The 19,815-nt window shown below is 65.0% G+C and carries 18 protein-coding genes; 9 read left to right on the top strand and 9 right to left on the bottom strand.

Going from position 1 to position 19,815, the window contains the following annotated elements; translation table 11 throughout:
* The first annotated feature begins 2 nt into the window (after positions 1 to 2).
* From HMP09_RS00200 to HMP09_RS00210, 3 genes are all read left to right on the top strand, one after another.
* Entirely contained in the window at positions 3 to 767 is a 765-nt protein-coding gene (locus HMP09_RS00200; RefSeq protein ID WP_176498674.1) for an SDR family oxidoreductase, read from the top strand.
* 13 nt (positions 768 to 780) lie between these two features.
* Positions 781 to 1,578 carry an SDR family NAD(P)-dependent oxidoreductase gene (locus tag HMP09_RS00205; RefSeq protein ID WP_176498675.1) on the top strand — a complete coding sequence of 266 codons (798 nt, stop codon included), beginning with the start codon at positions 781 to 783 and terminating at the stop codon, positions 1,576 to 1,578.
* Positions 1,579 to 1,682: 104 nt separating this feature from the next.
* Positions 1,683 to 2,297 (top strand): superoxide dismutase, encoded by a 615-nt coding sequence (locus HMP09_RS00210; RefSeq protein WP_176498676.1) that lies wholly within the window; start codon positions 1,683 to 1,685, stop codon positions 2,295 to 2,297.
* Between the two features lie 118 nt (positions 2,298 to 2,415).
* Here the strand turns inward: HMP09_RS00210 and ispZ are convergent, their stop codons facing one another.
* The 4 genes from ispZ to HMP09_RS00230 form a co-directional block, all read right to left on the bottom strand.
* Positions 2,416 to 3,018, bottom strand: a complete 603-nt coding sequence (gene ispZ, locus HMP09_RS00215) for a septation protein IspZ (protein WP_176498677.1) — start codon at positions 3,016 to 3,018, stop codon at positions 2,416 to 2,418.
* A gap of 159 nt (positions 3,019 to 3,177) precedes the next feature.
* A complete protein-coding gene (gene ftsY, locus HMP09_RS00220) occupies positions 3,178 to 4,113 on the bottom strand; it encodes a signal recognition particle-docking protein FtsY (protein ID WP_176498678.1) in 936 nt (311 codons plus the stop codon).
* Positions 4,110 to 5,357 carry a tRNA (N(6)-L-threonylcarbamoyladenosine(37)-C(2))-methylthiotransferase MtaB gene (mtaB, locus tag HMP09_RS00225; protein WP_176498679.1) on the bottom strand — a complete coding sequence of 416 codons (1,248 nt, stop codon included), beginning with the start codon at positions 5,355 to 5,357 and terminating at the stop codon, positions 4,110 to 4,112. Before mtaB ends, ftsY begins: the two co-directional genes overlap by 4 nt.
* Before the next feature lie 222 nt (positions 5,358 to 5,579).
* On the bottom strand, positions 5,580 to 7,205 hold the full coding sequence (locus tag HMP09_RS00230; protein ID WP_232090484.1) for a putative bifunctional diguanylate cyclase/phosphodiesterase: 1,626 nt from the start codon (positions 7,203 to 7,205) through the stop codon (positions 5,580 to 5,582).
* Positions 7,206 to 7,533: 328 nt separating this feature from the next.
* On the opposite strand from HMP09_RS00230, the gene ffh reads away from it, so the two are divergent.
* From ffh to rimM, 3 genes are all read left to right on the top strand, one after another.
* Complete coding sequence (gene ffh / locus HMP09_RS00235) at positions 7,534 to 9,078, top strand: signal recognition particle protein (RefSeq protein ID WP_176498680.1); 1,545 nt, start codon at positions 7,534 to 7,536, stop codon at positions 9,076 to 9,078.
* A 66-nt stretch (positions 9,079 to 9,144) separates the two neighbouring features.
* Positions 9,145 to 9,573 (top strand): 30S ribosomal protein S16, encoded by a 429-nt coding sequence (gene rpsP, locus HMP09_RS00240; RefSeq protein WP_176498681.1) that lies wholly within the window; start codon positions 9,145 to 9,147, stop codon positions 9,571 to 9,573.
* A 283-nt stretch (positions 9,574 to 9,856) separates the two neighbouring features.
* Positions 9,857 to 10,423, top strand: a complete 567-nt coding sequence (rimM, locus tag HMP09_RS00245) for a ribosome maturation factor RimM (protein WP_176498682.1) — start codon at positions 9,857 to 9,859, stop codon at positions 10,421 to 10,423.
* A 65-nt stretch (positions 10,424 to 10,488) separates the two neighbouring features.
* On the opposite strand, the gene HMP09_RS00250 is transcribed toward rimM, so the two are convergent.
* The gene (locus HMP09_RS00250; protein ID WP_176501481.1) at positions 10,489 to 11,394 is read right to left on the bottom strand and encodes an NAD(P)/FAD-dependent oxidoreductase; all 906 of its coding nucleotides are present in this window, start codon (positions 11,392 to 11,394) and stop codon (positions 10,489 to 10,491) included.
* 137 nt (positions 11,395 to 11,531) lie between these two features.
* Between HMP09_RS00250 and trmD the strand changes: the two genes are divergently transcribed.
* A complete protein-coding gene (gene trmD, locus HMP09_RS00255; protein ID WP_176498683.1) occupies positions 11,532 to 12,257 on the top strand; it encodes a tRNA (guanosine(37)-N1)-methyltransferase TrmD in 726 nt (241 codons plus the stop codon).
* Between the two features lie 2 nt (positions 12,258 to 12,259).
* The gene (gene rplS, locus HMP09_RS00260; RefSeq protein WP_176498684.1) at positions 12,260 to 12,652 is read left to right on the top strand and encodes a 50S ribosomal protein L19; all 393 of its coding nucleotides are present in this window, start codon (positions 12,260 to 12,262) and stop codon (positions 12,650 to 12,652) included.
* 818 nt (positions 12,653 to 13,470) lie between these two features.
* Here the strand turns inward: rplS and HMP09_RS00265 are convergent.
* On the bottom strand, positions 13,471 to 14,013 hold the full coding sequence (locus HMP09_RS00265) for a pseudouridine synthase (RefSeq protein WP_176498685.1): 543 nt from the start codon (positions 14,011 to 14,013) through the stop codon (positions 13,471 to 13,473).
* 241 nt (positions 14,014 to 14,254) lie between these two features.
* Between HMP09_RS00265 and HMP09_RS00270 the strand changes: the two genes are divergently transcribed.
* Complete coding sequence (locus tag HMP09_RS00270; RefSeq protein WP_176498686.1) at positions 14,255 to 14,881, top strand: hypothetical protein; 627 nt, start codon at positions 14,255 to 14,257, stop codon at positions 14,879 to 14,881.
* A 509-nt stretch (positions 14,882 to 15,390) separates the two neighbouring features.
* Here HMP09_RS00270 and rpoD read toward each other — a convergent pair.
* From rpoD to HMP09_RS00285, 3 genes are read right to left on the bottom strand one after another with little or no spacing between them, the layout of a single operon-like run.
* Positions 15,391 to 17,418 (bottom strand): RNA polymerase sigma factor RpoD, encoded by a 2,028-nt coding sequence (gene rpoD, locus HMP09_RS00275; RefSeq protein WP_176498687.1) that lies wholly within the window; start codon positions 17,416 to 17,418, stop codon positions 15,391 to 15,393.
* On the bottom strand, positions 17,418 to 19,280 hold the full coding sequence (gene dnaG, locus HMP09_RS00280; protein ID WP_176498688.1) for a DNA primase: 1,863 nt from the start codon (positions 19,278 to 19,280) through the stop codon (positions 17,418 to 17,420). The genes rpoD and dnaG overlap by 1 nt, the downstream gene beginning before the upstream one ends.
* Complete coding sequence (locus HMP09_RS00285; protein WP_176498689.1) at positions 19,271 to 19,753, bottom strand: endonuclease domain-containing protein; 483 nt, start codon at positions 19,751 to 19,753, stop codon at positions 19,271 to 19,273. The genes dnaG and HMP09_RS00285 overlap by 10 nt, the downstream gene beginning before the upstream one ends.
* Positions 19,754 to 19,815: the final 62 nt, after the last annotated feature.

Below are 19,815 nucleotides of genomic sequence, written 5' to 3' on the forward strand. Positions count from 1 at the left end.
GAATGTCGCAGTTCGATTTAACCGGAATGGTCGCGATCGTCACCGGATCGTCGCGGGGTATCGGCCTCTCTTCCGCACGCGAGCTCGCCGGGCACGGTGCGAAGGTCGTGATCTCCAGCCGCAAGCAGGACGCGTGCGATACGGTCGCGGCGGAGCTGAACGCCAGGCACGGCGATGGTACCGCGATCGCCGTCGCCGCGAACATCTCCGACAAAGCCGGCCTCCAGCGCCTCGTCGACCAGACCCGCGCGCGCTTCGGCCGGATCGACATCCTCGTCTGCAACGCCGCCTCTAACCCTTATTACGGCCCCCAGGCCGGCATCGCCGACGACCAGTTCCGCAAGATCCTCGACAACAACATCGTCTCGAACCACTGGCTGATTCAGATGGTCGCGCCGGAGATGCTCGCGCGGCGCAGCGGCAGCATCGTCATCATCTCCTCTATCGGTGGCCTCCGCGGCTCGCCGGTGATCGGCGCATACTGCATCAGCAAGGCCGCCGACATGCAGCTTGCGCGCAATCTCGCGGTCGAATTCGGCCCCGCAAACGTCCGCGTGAACTGCATCGCCCCCGGCCTGATCAAGACCGACTTCGCGCGTGTGCTGTGGGAGGATCCCGATCGTATCGAGGCCGCCAACACGCGCGTGCCGCTCCGGCGGATCGGCGAACCAGAAGAGATTGCCGGCGCGGTCGTCTTCCTCGCCTCGTCCGCGAGCGCGTTCATGACCGGCCAGACGATGGTCATCGACGGCGGCGTCACGATCTAACCGGAGAACCCCCATGCGTTTCGAGAACAAGTCGATCATCGTAACCGGCGCAGGCTCGGGCATCGGCCGCGCGGCCGCGCTGCTGTTCGCGGCCGAGGGTGGCCATGTCGTCGTCGCCGACAAGACCGAAGGAGCGGACGAGACCGCGCATCTTATCGCGCAAGCCGGCGGCACCGCGAAGGCGATCCGCATCGACGCCGGGCTCGAAGACGACGTGATCCGTGCGGTGACGCTTGCGTGCGACAGTTTCGGCGGGCTCGACGTGATGTTCGCCAATGCAGGTATTTCAGGCGGAATGGCGAACCTGTTCGATACCGATGTCGCGCTGATCACCGAGGTGCTGCGTGTCAATTTGATCGGCCCGTTCCTCGCGATCAAGCACGCCGCGCCGCGTATCGCCGAGCGCGGGAAGGGCGCGATCGTCCTGACCGCCAGTGTCGCTGGCATCCGCTCGGGCGCCGGCTCGCCGGCCTATTCGGCGTCGAAGGCCGGGGTGATCAATCTGGCCGCCGTCTCCGCGCAGCAGCTCACCGGCTCCAACGTCCGCGTCAACGCGATCTGCCCGGGGCTCACCGAGACCGGCATGACCAAGCCGGTGTTCGATTATGCGCGCGAGGCGAACAAGATGGACCGGGTCGGCCGCCTAAACCCGCTCCACCGCGGCGCACAGCCGGACGAACTCGCGAAGGTCGCGCTGTTCCTCGCCTCCGACGACGCCAGCTACGTCAACGGGCAGGCGATCGCGGTCGATGGCGGCCTCTCGTCGAGCCACCCGGTGACACGGCAGGAATACGGCAAGACGGCCGCGTAATAGGCTCGCGTCGGCGACGGGCACGCTTGCGTAACGACTTTGTGGGGACCATTTGAAGCGCGCGGGCGTTTCACGTCCGACCCCATTCACGAAGGAGAATCCTGATGGCTTTCGAACTCCCACCGCTGCCCTACGCCTATGACGCGCTCGAGCCGGTGATCGACCAGGAAACGATGAAGTTTCATCACGACAAGCATCATGCAGCGTACACCGCCAAGCTGAACGAGGGCGTTGAGAAGGACTCCGCGCTGGCCGGCAAGTCGATCGAGGACATCCTCGGCATGATCTCGTCGCAGCCGCCTTTGGTCCGCAACAATGGCGGTGGCTTCTGGAACCATGACTTCTTCTGGAAGACGATGGCGGCCAAGAGTGGCCAGGCACCATCGGGCAAGCTCGCCGAGGCGATCGACCGCGATTTCGGTGGTCTCGACAAGCTGAAGGAAGAGTTCAACACCAAGGGTGTGGGCCAGTTCGGGTCGGGCTGGGCATGGCTGATCGCCGACGACAGCGGCAAGCTGAAGGTCACGAGCACGCCGAACCAGGACAACCCGCTGATGGACGACGCCAAGGAGCCGGGAACGCCGCTGCTGGGCAACGACGTGTGGGAGCACGCCTATTACCTGACGTACAAGAATGATCGTCCGGGCTATCTGAAGGCCTGGTGGGACATCGTAAACTGGGACGTCGTGGCCGAGCGCTACGCGCAGGTCGCGGGCTGACCCTTGGTTCCCCTCCCGCTTGCGGGAGGGGCTAGGGGAGGGGTTGTCCGCAGGCTGGCGTCAGTCTGTTGGATCAGGCCCTCCCCGGCCCCTCCCGAGCGGGAGGGGAGAAGTAGAATTACCCTTCGGGCGGCAGGTCGGTCACGGCCTTGTCGCCCGTTTGCAATCCGTGCTTCAGCAGCATCGGGATGTTGGCGAACGCGAAGACCAGCGTCAGCGGGATCGCACCCCATAGCTTGAAGCCGACCCAGAAATTCCAGCCGGCGTCCTTGCCCCACGCCGCCAGCGTGTAGCGCCAGACGAATTCGTTCAGCAGCGCCATGAAAATGAAGAACACGACCCAGTTGCGTGTCAGCTTGTGCCAGCCTTGCGCGGTGAGGCCGGGATACGCGCTCTCCAGCAACGACTGCAGCAGCGGACGCCCGGTGAGCAGCCCGAACAGCAGGATCGCAGCGAACATCGTATAGATGATCGTAGGCTTCATCTGAATGAAGCGCTGGTCATGGAAATAGATCGTCAGCCCGCCGAACACGATGATCAGCGCGCCCGACAGCCACAGCATTGGCGAGATGTGCCCCGCCTTGACCTTCGACACGATCATCGCCGCGACCGTGGCGATGATGAACGCGGTTGTGGCGGCGATCACGCGCGCGATCGGCGCGCCAGGGGTGAGGAAGTTGACCGCGAAGAAGACCGCGAGCGGGCCATAGTCGACGCCCATGCGAAGGCCGGGAGAAAGAGGGGGCTTGGTGGGGGTCACGAGATCAATCCAGAATACCGTTCGTCCTGAGCGTAGTCGAAGGACATGCCACAAACGGGCCGGTCCTTCGACTACGCTCAGGACGAACGGAAAAAGAGGGGCACGGCAAAATGAGTCGCGTTACTTCCGGACGCTCTCGACGCCGGCGATGATCCGGCTCACCTCGTTCGCGTCGAACGGCCGCAGGTCGGTCATGCCCTCGCCGATGCCGATCGCGTGGATGGGCAGGCCGTATTTCTCGGCCGCCGCGACCAGCACGCCGCCGCGCGCGGTACCGTCGAGCTTGGTCATCACGAGGCCGGTGACTCCCGCGACTTCCTTGAAGACCTCGATCTGCTGGAGCGCGTTCTGGCCGGTGGTGGCGTCGAGCACCAGGACGATGTCGTGCGGGCTTTCCGGGTTGATGCGGCCGAGCACGCGGCGGATCTTGGCCAGCTCGTCCATCAGCTCGCGCTTGTTCTGGAGGCGGCCGGCGGTGTCGACGATCAGCACGTCGATGCCAGTTTCGGTCGCCTTCTTGACCGCATCCCACACCACGCCAGCGGCGTCGCCGCCCTCGGGACCGGTCACGATCGGCACGCCGACTCGCTCGGCCCAGGTGCGCAACTGGCCGATCGCGGCGGCCCGGAACGTGTCGCCCGCGGCCAGCATCACGCCGTAATCCTGCTCCATAAGCAGATGCGCGAGCTTGGCGATCGTCGTCGTCTTGCCCGAGCCGTTGACGCCGATGACGAGGATCACCTGAGGCCGCGGGAAGGCGTCGATCTCGATCGGCTTGGCGACCGTGGCGAGCACCTTCTCGACCTCCTCCGCGACGATCACGCGGATGCCGAGTTCCTCCATGTTGCGCTCGAAGCTGCCATCGGCGAGGCGGCGGCGGATGCGGCCGGCGGTCTCGGGACCAAGGTCGGAGGCGATCAGTGCTTCCTCGATGCCGTCGAGCGTCGAATCGTCGAGCCGCGCGCCGCCGAGGCCCGCAAGGTTGCCGACGAGCCGGTCGGAGGTACGCTTGAAGCCGCCGATCAGCTTGTCGTGCCAGGTTGGGGTGGTGCTCATGATGGTTCTCGTGTTGCGCTGAGACGGTTGCCGTCGGCGCCGGTGATCGTGATGCGGACGATGTCGCCGGCTATGGCCGGTTCGTCCAGCAGGACTTCTGCGAAATTGCCGATATGGCCGCGGTCGCCAGGGCGTTCGACCAGGACGTCCTGACGACTCCCGACCAGCGTTCGGAGCCATGTCGCGCGCGCCAGTTCGCCGGCCTGGCGAAGAAGCGCGGCGCGGTGGCGACGGACGTCGGGTTCGACCTGCGGCATCCGCGCGGCGGGTGTGCCGGCGCGCGGCGAATAGGGGAAGATGTGCGGATGGACGATGTGGCAGTCGTCGATCAGCGCGAGCGTGTTGGCGAACATCGCCGCGTCCTCGGTCGGGAAGCCGGCGATCAGGTCCGCGCCGATCGCCATGTCGGGCCGCGCGGTCTTGAGGCGGTCGACCAGTGCGACGCTGTCGGCGCGGGAGTGGCGGCGCTTCATCCGCTTGAGGATCATGTCGTCGCCGGCCTGCAACGACAGGTGGACGTGCGGCATGATCCGCTCCTGCGTGGTCAGCAACGCGAAGAGGCGATCGTCGATCTCAATGCCGTCGAGCGACGAGAGGCGCAGGCGGTCGAGCTTCGGGACGTGATGCAGGATGCGCTCGACGAGGTGGCCGAGCGTGGGGGCGCCGGGGAGGTCGGGGCCATAGCTCGTAAGGTCGACACCGGTGAGGACGATCTCGCGGTGGCCGGCGTCGGCGAGGTCGGCGATCCGGTCGACGACCGCGCCGGCGGGGACCGAGCGGCTCGGGCCGCGGCCGAACGGGATCGCGCAGAAGGTGCAGCGGTGGTCGCAGCCGTTCTGAACTTCGACGAAGGCGCGCGCGTGCGCGGAGAAGCTGGCTGCGAGATGGGGTGCGGTCTCGCGGACCTGCATGATGTCGGAGACGACGACTGGGGCTTCGGTCTGCCAGGCCTGCAACGTGAGCTTGTCCGCATTGCCGACGACGCGATCGACTTCGGGCATGGCCGCAAAGCTCGCCGGGTCGATCTGTGCAGCGCATCCGGTGACGACGATCTGTGCGTCGGGCCGGTCGCGTTTGGCGCGGCGGATCGCGACCCGCGTTGCCTTCACCGCCGCATTGGTAACCGCGCAACTGTTGACCACGACCATCTCCCGACCGGCGACGAGCGCGCGGATGGTCTCGCTTTCGGCGATGTTGAGGCGGCAGCCGAGGCTGATGACCTCTGGCTGCGGGGCAGATGGCATGCGGCGCGATTTAGGGGGGGCTGAGGGGGAAGTCCACGCTTGGTGTTGCAGGGGGTGTGCTCGACGCCGTGTTCTCCTGCCAACGCAGGAGCCCACGGTGCCAACCGGAGCGCTGTTTGGTCCTGGGCTCCCGCGTTCGCGGGAGAACATGGTTTTTTTGGGGGGGGCTCAATCGCCGTACTTACCCCGGCCTTCGCCGGGGTGGCGTTGTGTGCGTGGACGTTAGCCCGCCAGCCGAGGCGCAATTCCGCGAGGCGGTGGCACGTCGCGATCGGGCCGCTGCGCCAGCAATCGCTTCTCCGCCAGCAATTGCCGGACCTGCGCCACGCCCAGCGGTCGCCCGTACAGATACCCCTGGCCCTTCACACATCCCGTGCCGCGCAGGCGGTCCTCGATCGCGGCGTTCTCGATCCCCTCCGCGGTCGTCGGCAGATTGAGGCTGTCCCCCAGGCGCACGATCGTATTCACGATTGCCATGCTCTCCGCTTTGTCGAGGATCGACGAGACGAAGCTCTTGTCGATCTTGATCCGGTCGAACGGCAGCGCCCTCAGGTGCGCCAAGCTCGAATAGCCGGTCCCGAAATCGTCGAGCGCGAGGCGGATGCCCTGGTTCTTCAGGCTGCCGACGATCGACTGCGCGAGCGGGAGGTTGTCGAACAGCGCGCTCTCGGTGATCTCGATCTCCAGCCGGCTGGCGGGGAAGCCCGTCTCGACCAAGGTCTTGATGATCTTCTGCGCGAGCCACGCATCGCGCAGCTGCAGCGGCGAGACGTTGACGGACAAGACGAGCCCGGCGTCCCAGTCGCGCGCGGCGGCGAACGCCTGGCGCATGATCGACAGCGAGAGGTCGCCGATCAGTCCGGTTTCCTCCGCGATCGGAATGAACACGTCCGGTGCGATCGTCCCCCGCGTCGGGTGTTCCCAGCGCGCAAGGACCTCGAATCCGGTGATGAGGCCGGTGGTCAGGTCGACCTGCTGCTCGAAGTACGGAACGACCTCCTGCGCCGGGATCGCGGTTCGGAGACCCGCTTCGAGTTCGCCGCGCAGTTGCAGCGATCGCTCCATCGATGCGTCGAACCATGCATGACGACTGCGTCCGGCGGTCTTGGCCGCGTGGAGCGCGATGTCGGCGTTGCGCAACAAGGCGTCGATCGACGCGCAGTCGCGATCGGACCGGGCGATGCCGATCGAGACGCTGCTGTGAATATCGACGCCGTTGGTGCGGAACGGTACCGCAAGGCCGGCGACCAAGCGCTCGGCGATCCGGTCGGCAACGTTCTTGTGCGCGGAGTCGAAGACGAACGTGCACGCGAATTCGTCCGCACCCAGTCGCGCGAGCAGGCTGGTACCGGGTGCGACTGCCGCGACCGTCTCCGCGACATGACCGAGCAGCAGGTCGCCGACCGCATAGCCGTGCAGGTCGTTGACGCTCTTGAAATGATCGATGTCGATCGTCAGCATGGCCATCGCCTTCCCGCGACGGCGGGCGCTGGCGAACAAAGCTGCGCCGTCTTCGGACAAGCTGCGGCGATTGAGGAAGCCGGTGAGCGGATCGCGCTGGGCGAGCGCGTGCGCATGGCGGCCGGCGTCGGTGACGTCGCTCAACTCTTCCGATAACGCGCGGTACCGGAACCAGCCGAACAGGATCAGCGCCGCGCTCAACAGCAGCGCCGCGATCAGGGCGTGATCGATCGCCGTATCGTTGCCGTGCCAGTGTGCCAACGCCTTGATGACGGCAATGCCGGCGGTGGCGACGAAAAGAAGCAGTGCGGCGCCCGTGACGGCGCCGGTCATGAATTCCCGACTGATGTTGCGGAGCGAACGTGTCGCCGCCGACTTTACGGTCATGGGGTTGGCCTGTTCGGTCTCTTGCCTGGTCGGTGGTGTGGCATGCGACACGTGTAGGATAGGTTAAGAAGCGGTATAGGCGGGACGGGGCGAGGCGCAGGTGCGCTTGGTTGCGCGGGATGAGCCTGGATTGAGCCACAAGAGCAAACAGGCGTCGTGTCGTAGTTCAGTCCGCGAGCCAGCTTGCATCTCGAAGCACATTCCAGTAGGTGGCAGCCCACGTTCCGTTACGGGGCGCATATGACGAGCATCCAAGGATGCACGCTGGCCGGCGAGGTTTCGCCCGCCGGCGCTTTTGCGTTTTGTGACGGTAATTGGGAGTATTTCGATGTTCGAAAGCCTGAGCGATCGACTTGGCGGAGTCTTCGACCGCCTTCGCGGCCGGGGTGCGCTGACCGAAGCGGACGTGCGCGCGGCGATGCGCGAGGTGCGCGTTGCGCTGCTCGAGGCCGACGTTGCGCTGCCGGTGGCGCGCGAGTTCGTCGATAAGGCGACCGAGAAGGCGATCGGCCAGAACGTCCTGCGCTCGGTCACGCCGGGGCAGCAGGTCGTCAAGATCGTCAGCGACGCGCTGGTCGAGATGCTCGGTTCGGAAGCCTCCGAGCTTGAGCTGGGGGTTACCCCGCCCGCAGTGATCATGATGGTCGGGCTTCAGGGCTCGGGCAAGACGACGACCACCGCGAAGATCGCCAAGCGGCTCGCGGCGGGGCAGGCCAATTTTGGCCAAGGCAGTCGCGAGCGCAAAAAGGTCCTGATGGCGTCGCTCGACGTCAATCGCCCGAACGCGCAGGAACAGCTCGCGACGCTCGGCACGCAGATCGACGTCGCGACTCTGCCGATCGTGCAGGGACAGCAGCCGGTCGATATCGCGCGGCGCGCGATGCAGGCGGCCAAGCTGCAGGGCTATGACGTCCTGATGCTCGACACCGCGGGTCGACTCCATGTCGACCAGGCGCTGATGGACGAGATGAAGGCGGTCGCCGACGTCGCGAACCCGGCCGAGATCCTGCTCGTCGTCGACTCGCTGACCGGCCAGGACGCGGTCAACGTCGCGCAGAATTTCTCCGACCAGGTGCCGCTGACCGGCATCGTGCTGACCCGGATGGACGGGGACGCACGTGGGGGCGCTGCGCTGTCGATGCGTGCGGTCACCGGCAAGCCGATCAAGTTTGCGGGCACCGGCGAGAAGCTCGATGCGCTCGAGGCGTTCCACCCCGAGCGCGTCGCCGGCCGGATCCTCGGCATGGGCGACGTCGTCAGCCTGGTCGAACGCGCGGCGGAGTCGATCCAGGTCGAAGACGCCGAGCGGATGGCCGCCAAGATGGCCAAGGGTCAGTTCGACATGAACGACCTGCGCGCCCAGCTGGCGCAGATGCAGCGGATGGGCGGGCTCGGCGCGCTGGCGGGGATGATTCCCGGCATGAAGAAGGCGCAGGGCGCGGTCGCCTCGGTCGGCGGCGAGAAGGTCCTCGTCCATATGGACGCGATGATCGGATCGATGACGATCAAGGAGCGCAACAAGCCCGAGCTGATCAACGCCAAGCGCAAGATCCGCATTGCCAAGGGCTCCGGCACCACCGTGCAGGAGGTCAACAAGCTGCTCAAGATGCACCTCGAAATGTCGACCGCCATGAAGAAGATCAAGAAGATGGGCGGCATGAAGGGCATGATGGCGATGCTCGGCAAGGGCGGCATGGGCGACGGTCTTGGCGGCATCGGCAATGCGATCGGCGGACCGCAGATGGGCGATATGCTTAACAAGGCCGGCGCCGGTGGCTTGCCGGGCGCTAGCGGCGGCGGTCTCCCGGGGCTTGGTGGCCCCAAGATGCCGCAGATGCCGGCCGGTTTCGATGATTTTCTGAAGAAGAAATAACCTTTTATCCAACCACGACACTTCGGCTCGCGCCGGAGAATCTATTAGAAAACGAAGGAAAATATCATGGCAATCAACATTCGCCTTGCGCGCGGTGGCTCCAAGAAGCGTCCGTATTACAAGATCGTCGTCGCCGATGCGCGTTCGCCGCGTGATGGCCGCTTCATCGAGAAGATCGGCAACTACAACCCGCTCCTCGCCAAGGACAATGAGCAGCGCGTTCAGCTCGACGCCGATCGCGCAAAGCATTGGCTGAGCGTCGGCGCACAGCCGACCGACCGCGTCGCACGCTTCCTCGACCAGGCTGGCGTGCTCGAGCGTTCGGCGCGCAACAACCCGAACAAGGGCAAGCCCGGCGAGAAGGCCACCGAGCGCGCTGATGAGCGTGCGACCAAGGCGGCTGAAGCTGCCGAGGCCGAAGCGGCTGCAAAGGCGGCACCCGCTGTCGAGGCAGAAGCACCTGCCGCTGCCGAGACCGAAGAAGCCGCTTCGTAAGACGGCGGATGGATCGGTTCCGATTGAGTCGATCCGTCTGTCTTCCCGTCATCCCAGCGAAAACTAAGATCCAGAGCCACGGGCGAAAGCGGTGTTTCGCTCTGGATCCTGGGTTGGGCCAAGGATGACGATGAGGAGTGGACCTGAGCGTCTGCTCCACCCTCGGATGCACCCCGCACCCGAACGGCCGTTCATGCGTTCCTTATCGGTAACCCCGAACAGGAGCGCATGATGGCCCCCGAATCCGACCCCCGCACAGCCCCCGCACCCGAGGACATCGAAGATGCCACCAACACAGGCGTCTCCGCCGAAGACCCCGCCGAAGGATCCGACGACTCCCCCGGTCGCGACGAAGGGTCCCCGCAAGGCTGACGTCACGCTCGCCGTCGTCATCGGTGCGCACGGCATCGGTGGCGAAGTGCGGCTGAAGGTCTTCGCCGAGAATTTCGGGAGCTATAAGAGCTTCAACAACGGCGCCTTGTCGCTGAAGTCCGCGCGCAGCGGCAACAATGGCATGATCGCACGCTTTGCCGAGGTCGCTGATCGGAACGCCGCGGAAGCGATGCGCGGGACCGAACTGACCGTGCCGCGCGCGTCGTTGCCGCCCCTGGAAGACGGCGAATATTATCATACCGATGTCATCGGGCTCGACGTCGTGTCGACGGTTGGCGAGAAGATCGGTCGTGTCGTGGCGATCGATAATTTCGGTGCCGGCGACGTGATCGAGATCGAGCGCGCTGCCGTCGATGACAGGCCGGGCAAGCGCTTCATGGTACCAATGCGGGTCGAAGCCGTGCCCGAGTGGGATGCGGAACGCCTCGTCGTGGAAGCGTCGTTCGCAGCAGAATAACTAGCGTTAACTACCGCATCCTTGTTCTCCCGCCTCTGCGGGAGAACAGTCTTTCCTGGTGATGACTACCGTCGCAACGGCCGCTGCTCAGCAAGCATGTTGCGGATTGTTGTGGCAGCAACACCCGCTTCGCCCATCGCGTGGCTGATCTGATCCAGTCCCTTCACCACGTCGCCCGCTGCGAACAGGCCGGGGATCGACGTCCGCTGATGGTCGTCGACCTCCAGGCACCCATCCTCGGACGCGCGCGCACCGGCCGCGACGGCGAGTTCCGAGCGGATCACCGAGCCTAACGCGGGATAGACGCTGTCGAACGCCATCCGGCCGTCGACCGTGTCCAGCGCCAGCGTGTCGCCCTCGATCGCATAGTTGCCGCAGGGGCCGCCGACGCGGACGATGCCGGCTTCGTCGAGCGCCGCCTCGCATTTCGGGTCAAGTTCGTGGCCGCCTTCGGGGGCGATCAGCGTCACGTCCTTTGTATAGCCGCGGAGGAACAGCGCCTCGCGCATGCCGTGGTCGCCGGTGCCGATGATGCCGACGCGCTTATCGGTGACTTCGTAGCCGTCGCAGATCGGGCAGTAGCGGAGCAGGCCAGCCTCCAGCGCCTCGTCGTGGATCTGGTCGGGCATCCTGGGGCGGTTGTTGACGACGCCGGTCGCGAGCAGGACGCTGCGGGCTCGCGCCTGCCGATCGCCGATCCGCACGGTGAAGCCGTCGTCGTCCACCGCGATCGAATCGACGCGGGCGCCTTCGCGGACCGCGCCGTAATTCTCGGCCTGCGCCAGCATTCGCGCGAGCAGGTCGGTGCCGCGGATCCCCTCGGGATAGCCGGCATGATTGTGCGTGCACGGGATGAGCGCCGCGCGGCTGCTGCCGCAGTCGAACAGCCGGATCGAGAGGTGGAACCGCGCGAGATAGATCGCCGCAGTGAGGCCCGCCGGGCCGGCGCCGATGATGATGCAATCGTCCATGGCTCGCGAGCGTTCCACCGCCGCAATTGTTCCGCCGTGCCGATGCGTATAGGCGTCGAGAACGCCCCAGAACCCCAGAACCCCAGAACCCCAGACCCCCAGGATCCTCGGGGCCTTCGCATAGAGAATTGGACGCTGTGACTTTCGCTGCCACGATATTGACGCTGTATCCGGAGATGTTTCCCGGGCCGCTGGGGACGTCGCTGGCGGGGCGGGCGCTGGGGGAGGGGCGGTGGTCGTGCCAGCCGGTGCAGATCCGCGACTTTGCGACCGACAAGCATCGCTCCGTCGACCATACGCCGGCGGGGGGCGGTGCGGGGATGGTGTTGCGGGCAGACGTCGTCGCGGCGGCGGTGGACAGCGTGGCCGATGGCCGCCCCGTGCTGGCGATGACGCCGCGGGGAAGGCCATTGACGCAGGAGCGCGTCCGTGAGCTCGCGCAGGGGCCCGGCGTCACCATCCTGTGCGGGCGGTTCGAGGGGTTCGACGAGCGGCTGTTCGAGGCGCGTGATATCGAGGAGGTTTCGATCGGCGACTATATCCTGTCGGGGGGCGAGATGGGGGCGCTGGTGCTGCTCGATGCTTGCATTCGCCTGCTGCCCGGCGTAATGGGCGCGGCTTCTAGTGGGGATGACGAGAGCTTCGAAACGGGGCTCCTCGAATATCCGCACTATACCCGACCTCAGATATGGGAAGGGCGCGCGATCCCGCAGGTGCTGCGATCGGGGGATCACGCGAAGATCGACGCATGGCGCAAACGCCGCGCGGAGATCGATACACGGTCACGGCGACCGGACCTTTGGGAACGCCATGAGGGCGTTCGGGTCCAGTCGCCCTCTGGCGCGCAGCGACACGAGGACTGACTATGAACCTGTTGCAGACGATCGAAGCCGAGAACATCGCGAAGTTCCTGGCCAACAAGACGATCCCCGATTTCCGCCCCGGCGATACGCTGAAGGTCGGCGTGAAGGTCGTCGAAGGCGAGCGCACGCGTATTCAGAACTATGAGGGCGTGTGCATCGCGCGCTCGAACAAGGGCATGGGCTCGAACTTCACCGTGCGGAAGATGAGCTTCGGCGAGGGCGTCGAGCGCGTCTTCCCGCTCTACTCGCCCAACGTCGATTCGATCGAAGTCGTCCGCAAGGGCGCCGTGCGTCGCGCCAAGCTGTATTACTTGCGTGGCCGCACCGGCAAGGCAGCGCGTATCGCCGAGCGTCGCGACATGCGCCCCGCCAAGGGCACTTCCGCCGCCGAGTAATCGCGCGGCCCGGTTTTCCGGGTTGAGTTTGGAAAAGGGCGCGGGGGCGATTGTCCCCGCGCCCTTTTTCGTCGTGCGCGGAGCGGAGACGGGCCGGGGGAGCGATGTCGTTGGAACGGCGCGGTTTATTCGGGTCTCGCGGGTATGCTCCAAAAGTGAAGTATAGAAAGTATAGACGCACGTGAGCGTTTTCGACGCGCTGGTGGCGCGAGCATGTGGGAGCGGCGTCGAAGACAGGGTGGTCGGTGCGGGCATTCGGCGACGGTGCGCCCGGCGCGACGTGTAGGACAGCGTTTAGCGCTTCTGACAGCGGCGGCGGTGGTCTGTGCTCCTTCCCTTTCGGGGGCGCTTATCCCGATCGGACCCGTAAGCGCTGTCCACCGCAATCACGGTCGCGTCCTTGTTCTCCCGCGAAGGCGGGAGTCCAGTCTGGGTCCCCGCCTTCGCGGTGAAACAAACGAGTTCAGAGGAATCCTCGTCCGTTGAGGATGCAGCGCAGCGCCGAGCGTGGATTCACGCGAAGGCGCTAAGGCGCGAAGAGAAGCCAGCAGGGGCGGCCGCCAAGCCGGCCACGTTTCTTCGCGCCTTGGCGCCTTCGCGTGAACACCCTCTTCTCCCGTCACCTGACGCACGTCAGGACCTAGAGCCACAGGGTGCAGCGTCCGTGACCCTGGGTCCTGACTTTCGTCAGGATGACGGCGTGGGGAGGGCGGCGTCACGCCCGCAATCGCCAACGCTGCCCGGCCGGGGTGGGTAGCCAGGGGGTGTACGCGCTTCGACTGGCTCGCACGCCGCCGTCAGCGCGCCGCGACCGCCCGTCAGGCGTCGCGCCACGTTCCGGGTGCCAGATCGGCCACCGTCCACTCGCCGATGCTCCAGCGGACCAGCCGCAGCGTCGGGTGGCCGATCGCCGCGGTCATGCGGCGGACCTGGCGGTTGCGGCCTTCGCGGATCGTGATGCGCAGCCAGCAATCGGGGATGCTCGCGCGGACGCGGATGGGCGGCACGCGCGGCCAGAGGTCCGGCGGGTCGATCCGCGCGACGTCGGCGGGGCGGGTGGGGCCGTCCTTCAGCACGACGCCCTGGCGCAACCGGTCGAGCGCGGCCGGGTCGGGCTCGCCCTCGACCTGCACGAGATAGGTTTTGGGCAGCTTGAACTGCGGGTCCGCGATCCGCGCCTGGAGGCGACCGTCGTCGGTCAGCAGCAACAGCCCCTCGCTGTCCCGATCCAGCCGCCCCGCCGGATAGACGTGCGCCACGTCGACGAACTGCGACAGCGTCGCGCGCGGGGTGGGGGAGCCCGCGTCGGTGAACTGGCTGAGGACGTCGTAGGGTTTGTTGAACAGGATCAGGCGGGGCATGGCTGGGCTTTAGACAAAGTCTGGGTCGGATTAAACCGCAAGTGTCGCACCAGAAGACTCCATCGGTGGAGCCGAGGGGAACGGTTAAAATCCCCGTAAGCACTCGAAAACAAATGATATCTATTCTGGCGTCGGGACCGCTGTGTTAGCCCTTCGTACGAGGTGAGGGTGGATATCCTCGCTCGGGCTGGTAACAAAGCAGGATTAGAAGTCCAAAGCTGAGTTCAAGGAGATAGCGTGTATGAAAGGGGTTGCTTACGAACAGGCTTGCGTCAGTCTCAGAAAGTGCCAAGTTTCTGCCGACCGCCTTAAGCTATCGTCTTCCTTCGAACAAACCTGCGACGCTTGGGCGGACTTCTTGCTAGCTACATCCCGTATTTACAGTAAACTTGAACAAGGCGCGAATGGGGATACGAGGTCAAAGAGTTGGTTTGATCTTATAAAGAATGAGAGAAAGAAAGACCCATTGCTAAGATATCTCCATTTTGCAAGAAATGCTGATGAGCATGGCTTGAAACCTACTGCGACCAATTCTGGAAAGCGTATCGATTTCGTCTCTAAGGACGATAACTCGCTAGTTGGACGCGCCTTCGTGTTGGCAGGTGGTGCCACTTTCCATCGTCTTTCGGTGAGCGAGAATGGCTCACCTCCGGTAGCATACACAAAGACGGTTGAGCACAAATTCGCACTGGTCAGCGTCGCTCACAACGAACGGCATGGCGACTATTGCGCCCCGCCCGAGACGCATCAAGGGCAGGCAATACTGTTTAAGACGCCAGATAACATTGCCAATATTGCCATGCCATATCTTACCGGCATGCTTGCGGGCGCAGAGTACCTGCTGAGCTCAACAAACGGTAACTCATAATTGACTACGACCTAATTTTGATAAAGATTTGCGAGAGGGCAATGCAGGCAGGAGTGAGCGCGGTTTACCCCGTATGCCCGGTCCGCCCCGCAGGCGACTATGACACGCCTTGCGCGACCTGCACTGTCGCGCGTGGTTCTCCATCCCTGCATGACGTGTCACAGTCGCCAGAAAAGCTATCATCGTCGCCGTCAGCACTGCCTAACTAAGCTCTGAGAAATTGCTGGCGAGCCGCGGGTTGCTTTATCCTCACGCAAGCTGGTGTGGATGCTTTCGGCTCCTGCCCCTATCGAAGAAATAAGACTTGTTTCCCCGCGAAGGCGGGGATCCAGACTGGGCTCCCGCCTTCGCGGGAGAACAGGGGGGCATGGATTCTTATGAACGCCGACTCGTCGTTGTTCGGAGGAAATGGGAACCAATGCTTTCTCGCATTGACACTAATACGATAACGAAAAAGGCCGCGGTGTTTCCACCGCGGCCCGTTCGTTCGATCAGAAATTCCGCAACCCTTACTGGTCGAGGAAACTCCGCATCTTCCGGCTACGCGACGGATGCTTCAGCTTCCGCAGCGCCTTCGCCTCGATCTGGCGGATGCGCTCGCGGGTCACCGAGAATTGCTGGCCGACTTCCTCGAGCGTGTGATCGGTGTTCATGCCGATGCCGAAGCGCATGCGCAGCACGCGTTCTTCACGCGGGGTGAGCGACGCCAGCACGCGCGTCACCGTTTCCTTGAGGTTCGCCTGGATCGCAGCATCGACGGGGATGATCGCGTTCTTGTCCTCGATGAAGTCGCCGAGGTGCGAATCCTCCTCGTCGCCGATCGGCGTTTCGAGGCTGATCGGCTCCTTGGCGATCTTCATCACTTTCCGCACCTTCTCGAGCGGCATGGAGAGGCGTTCGGCCATCTCCTCCGGGGTCGGCTCGCGGCCCTGCTCGTGGAGGAACTGGCGGCTGGTGCGGACCAGCTTGTTGATCGTCTCGATCATGTGGACCGGGATGCGGATCGTGCGGGCCTGGTCGGCGATCGAGCGCGTGATCGCCTGGCGGATCCACCACGTCGCATAGGTGCTGAACTTGTAGCCGCGGCGATACTCGAACTTGTCGACCGCCTTCATCAGGCCGATATTGCCCTCCTGGATGAGATCCAGGAACTGCAGGCCGCGGTTCGTGTATTTCTTGGCGATCGAGATCACGAGACGCAGGTTCGCCTCGACCATCTCCTTCTTGGCGATACGCGCCTCGCGCTCGCCCTTCTGGACCATGTTGACGATCCGGCGGAACTCGGTGAGCGCCATGCCGGTCTGCTGCGTGATGTCGGCGATCTCGGCGCGGATGCGCTCGACCGCCTCGCTCTCGTTGGCGACGAACGCGGTCCACTTCTTGTCGACCTTGTTGACCGTCGCCAGCCAGTTCTCGTCGATCTCGTGACCGATATAGCGATCGAGGAAGTCCTTGCGCGGCACCTTGTGGCGCTCGGCGAGGCGCAGCATCTGGCCGCCCAGCGCGGTCAGGCGACGGTTATAGGCATAGAGCTGATCGACGAGATATTCGATCTTGGCGTTGTGGAACTGGACGCTCTCGACCTCGGCCGTGAGTTCCTCGCGCAGCTTCTGGTACTTGCGCTCGTCGGCGGCCGAGAACTCGCCGCCGATGCCCATCGCGTCGACGCGGGCTTGCTGGATCTTGCTGAACTTCTTGTAGAGCGCGGTGATGCTGGCGAAGCGCTCGAGCGCGATCGGCTTCAGCTGCTCTTCCATCTGCGCGAGGCTGAGGGTGTTGTCCTCCTCCTCGTCGTCCGAGGCGCGGGGCGTGCGGCGCTCGCCGTCCTCGTCCTCGTCGACGGACGGCTCTTCGGGCTCGGCCTCTTCCTTGAACGAGGGGCCGGCGTTCTTTTCGCTGATCTCGCCGTCGTCCGCTTCGCCGTCCTCGGTCATCGCCTCGGGGGCTGGGTCCTTCGACAGCATCGCGTCGAGATCCATGATCTCGCGCAGCTGCATCGTGCCCTCGTTGAGCGCGGTCGACCAGTCGATGATCGCGTTGAAGGTGATCGGCGATTCGCACAGGCCCAGGATCATCGTGTCGCGGCCGGCTTCGATGCGCTTGGCGATGGCGATCTCGCCCTCGCGGCTGAGCAGCTCGACCGCGCCCATCTCGCGCAGATACATGCGGACCGGATCGTCGGTGCGATCGATCGTCTCTTTCTTCTTCTCGATCGCGGGGCCTGTGTCGGCATCCGCGTCGGCGGCCTCCGGCTCGTCCTCGTCGTCCTTGGCGGGCTCGGTCTCGCCGTCCTCGCCGGCTTCGTCGTTCTCGACGATGTTGATGCCCATCTCGCTCAGCGCGGCGCTGATGTCCTCGATCTGGTCGGACGACATCTCGCCCTGCGGCAGCGCTTCGTTCAGCTGCTCATAGGTGATGTAGCCACGCTTCTTGGCGCGCGCGATGACCTTCTTGATCGACGCATCGTTCATGTCGATCAGCGGCGCATCGCCGGATTCGTTCGTCTCGGCGGGTTCCGCCATGTTCGCCTTAGCCATCAATCGCCCTCGGTACCCAACGCTCGGGCGTCTTCGTTCGACTGTACAAGATTTGCAAGTCGGACTTCCAACGCCTGTTTCTCTCTTACCATAGCCACTTGTCGTTCGAACGCGCTTTCGGTGAAGTGCGTCTGCATCGCCGCGGTCGCCTGTTTCAACGCCGCATCGACTTCCGGGCGTGCGACCATGATCGCGATCGCCTCGTCTAGGTCGGCGCGGACGCGGGCTGGATCGGCCGTGGTCTGCGTGAACGAGTAGGGCATCGTATCGGCTCTCAACAGGTCACTCGCGACTGAATTGAAACCGGACCTCGCCAATATGGTGAGAAGTCGCCCGCTATCAAGCTTCTGGTCCTCAAGTGCAACATCCACGACGGCTTCGAACAATCGGCCGAGCGCGCCGTCGATGAGTTGCAGGGGGCCGAGCACCTCCATGTGCCGCGCGATCTCAACGGGATGGCGGATCAGACCGGCGAGTACCGCCTTCGCCAGCACGCGGTCGATTCCTGTCGCGAGAAACGCTTTGGCATCCTCGGTGACGGGAGCGAGGGGGGGCTTCCAGCCGCCTTTCGGGCGTTCTCCCCGTGGGACGAACGGCGCGCGGACGGGTTTGAAGTGCTTGTAGAAGCGATCCTTGAACTCGGACTGGTATTCCTGCTTCACCGAGGCGTCGGCGATGCCCTCGGCAAGCTCGTGGAGGCGGCGCTTGAGGCCGGCGCGCTGTTCGGGGGTGTCGAGTGCCTCGGCGGCGACTTCGGACGCCCAGAGGCGCTCGACGAGCGGTTCGGGGGTCTTGAGCAGTGTCTCGAACGCGGCGGGGCCGCCGGCGCGCACGAGGTCGTCGGGGTCCTGGCCTTGCGGGAGCGTGACGAAGGCGAGGCTGCGGCCGGGGGCGAGCAGCGGGAGCGCGCGGTGCGCTGCCCTGAGCGCCGCCTTCTGGCCTGCGCTGTCGCCGTCGAAGCAGAGGAGAGGGACGTCGACCATCCGCCACAGGCGTTCGAGCTGCGCTTCGGTGAGCGCGGTGCCGAGCGGGGCGACCGCTTCGCCGAACCCTGCCTGGGCTAGCGCGATGACGTCCATGTATCCCTCGACGACAAGGACGCGACCGGACTTGCGCGAGGCGGGGGCGGCCTTGTCCAGATTGTAGAGCGTGCGGCCCTTGTCGAAGAGCGGGGTATCCGGGGAATTGAGATACTTCGGCTCGCCACCGTCGAGCACGCGCCCGCCGAACGCGATCGTCCGGCCGCGCGGGTCGCGGATCGGGATCATCAGCCGACCGCGGAACCGGTCGTACGGGTCCTTGCCCTCGACGTTGATGAGCATGCCGGATTCGATCAGCATCGGGTCGCCGTACGTCTTGAGCGCGGCCTTGAGTTTCCCGCGGCTGTCGGGGGCGAACCCCATGCCGAACGCGCGGGCGGTCTCTGGCGTGATCCCGCGGCGGTCGAGAAGGGCGCGGGCGTCGGAGCCGGGCAGGCCGTTGAGCTGTTCGGTGAACCAGTCGGCCGCGTCGGACATGACCTCGTGCAGGCCCTTGGCGCGTTCGGCCTTGGCGGCGGACTGGCGGTCCATCGCGGGCATGTCCATCCCGGCGGCCTGGGCGAGTTCCTTGACCGCATCCATGAACGGCAGGCCGCGCTGGTCGGTCATCCACTTGATCGCGTCGCCATGCGCCGAGCAGCCGAAGCAGTGGTAGAAGCCCTTGTCGTCATTAACGTAGAACGACGGCGTCTTCTCGTTATGGAACGGGCAGCAGCCCTTGTGCTCGCGACCGGCCTTGGTGAGCTTGGTGGTCTTGCCGACGAGCGCCGACAGAGATGTGCGGCCGCGCAGCTCGTCGAGGAATTGTGGGGTTAGGGCCATGGGGTGGCTTTTGCTGGGGGCGTTTGTGCGGCGCTGCCCTCCCCCGCCCCCTCCCGCCGGCGGGAGGGGAGTAGAAGGGCATCGCTTGCGGCGGGCGCAACCCTGTCCCCCTTCCGCTTGCGGGAGGGGTTAGGGGAGGGGCGTTCCGCGAGCACGCGTACGATCTCGGCAACCACGCCTTCGATCCTCTCCAGCACGTCGTCGTTCCAGAACCGGATCACGCGATAGCCTTGTTGTTCGATGAAACGCGTCCGGCGCGCATCGTCGTCGGATTGCCAGTCATGCTGACCACCGTCGACCTCTACCACGAGCCGTGGCCCGCGCGCTACGAAGTCGCAGATGAACGGGCCGATCGGGACCTGGCGGTTGAACCTGACGCCCGACGTGCGGCGCGCGGCGAGATGTTGCCAGAGCGCGCTTTCGGCGCGGGTGGGGTTGGTGCGCAGAGCTCGGATGCGGGTGCGTTGTTCCAAGGCTCCGGTTCCTTTGTGGCTCTGCCCTCCCCGACCCCTCCCGCAGGTGGGAGGGGAGTAGA

The organism is Sphingomonas sp. HMP9, from assembly GCF_013374115.1.
Classification (GTDB): domain Bacteria; phylum Pseudomonadota; class Alphaproteobacteria; order Sphingomonadales; family Sphingomonadaceae; genus Sphingomonas.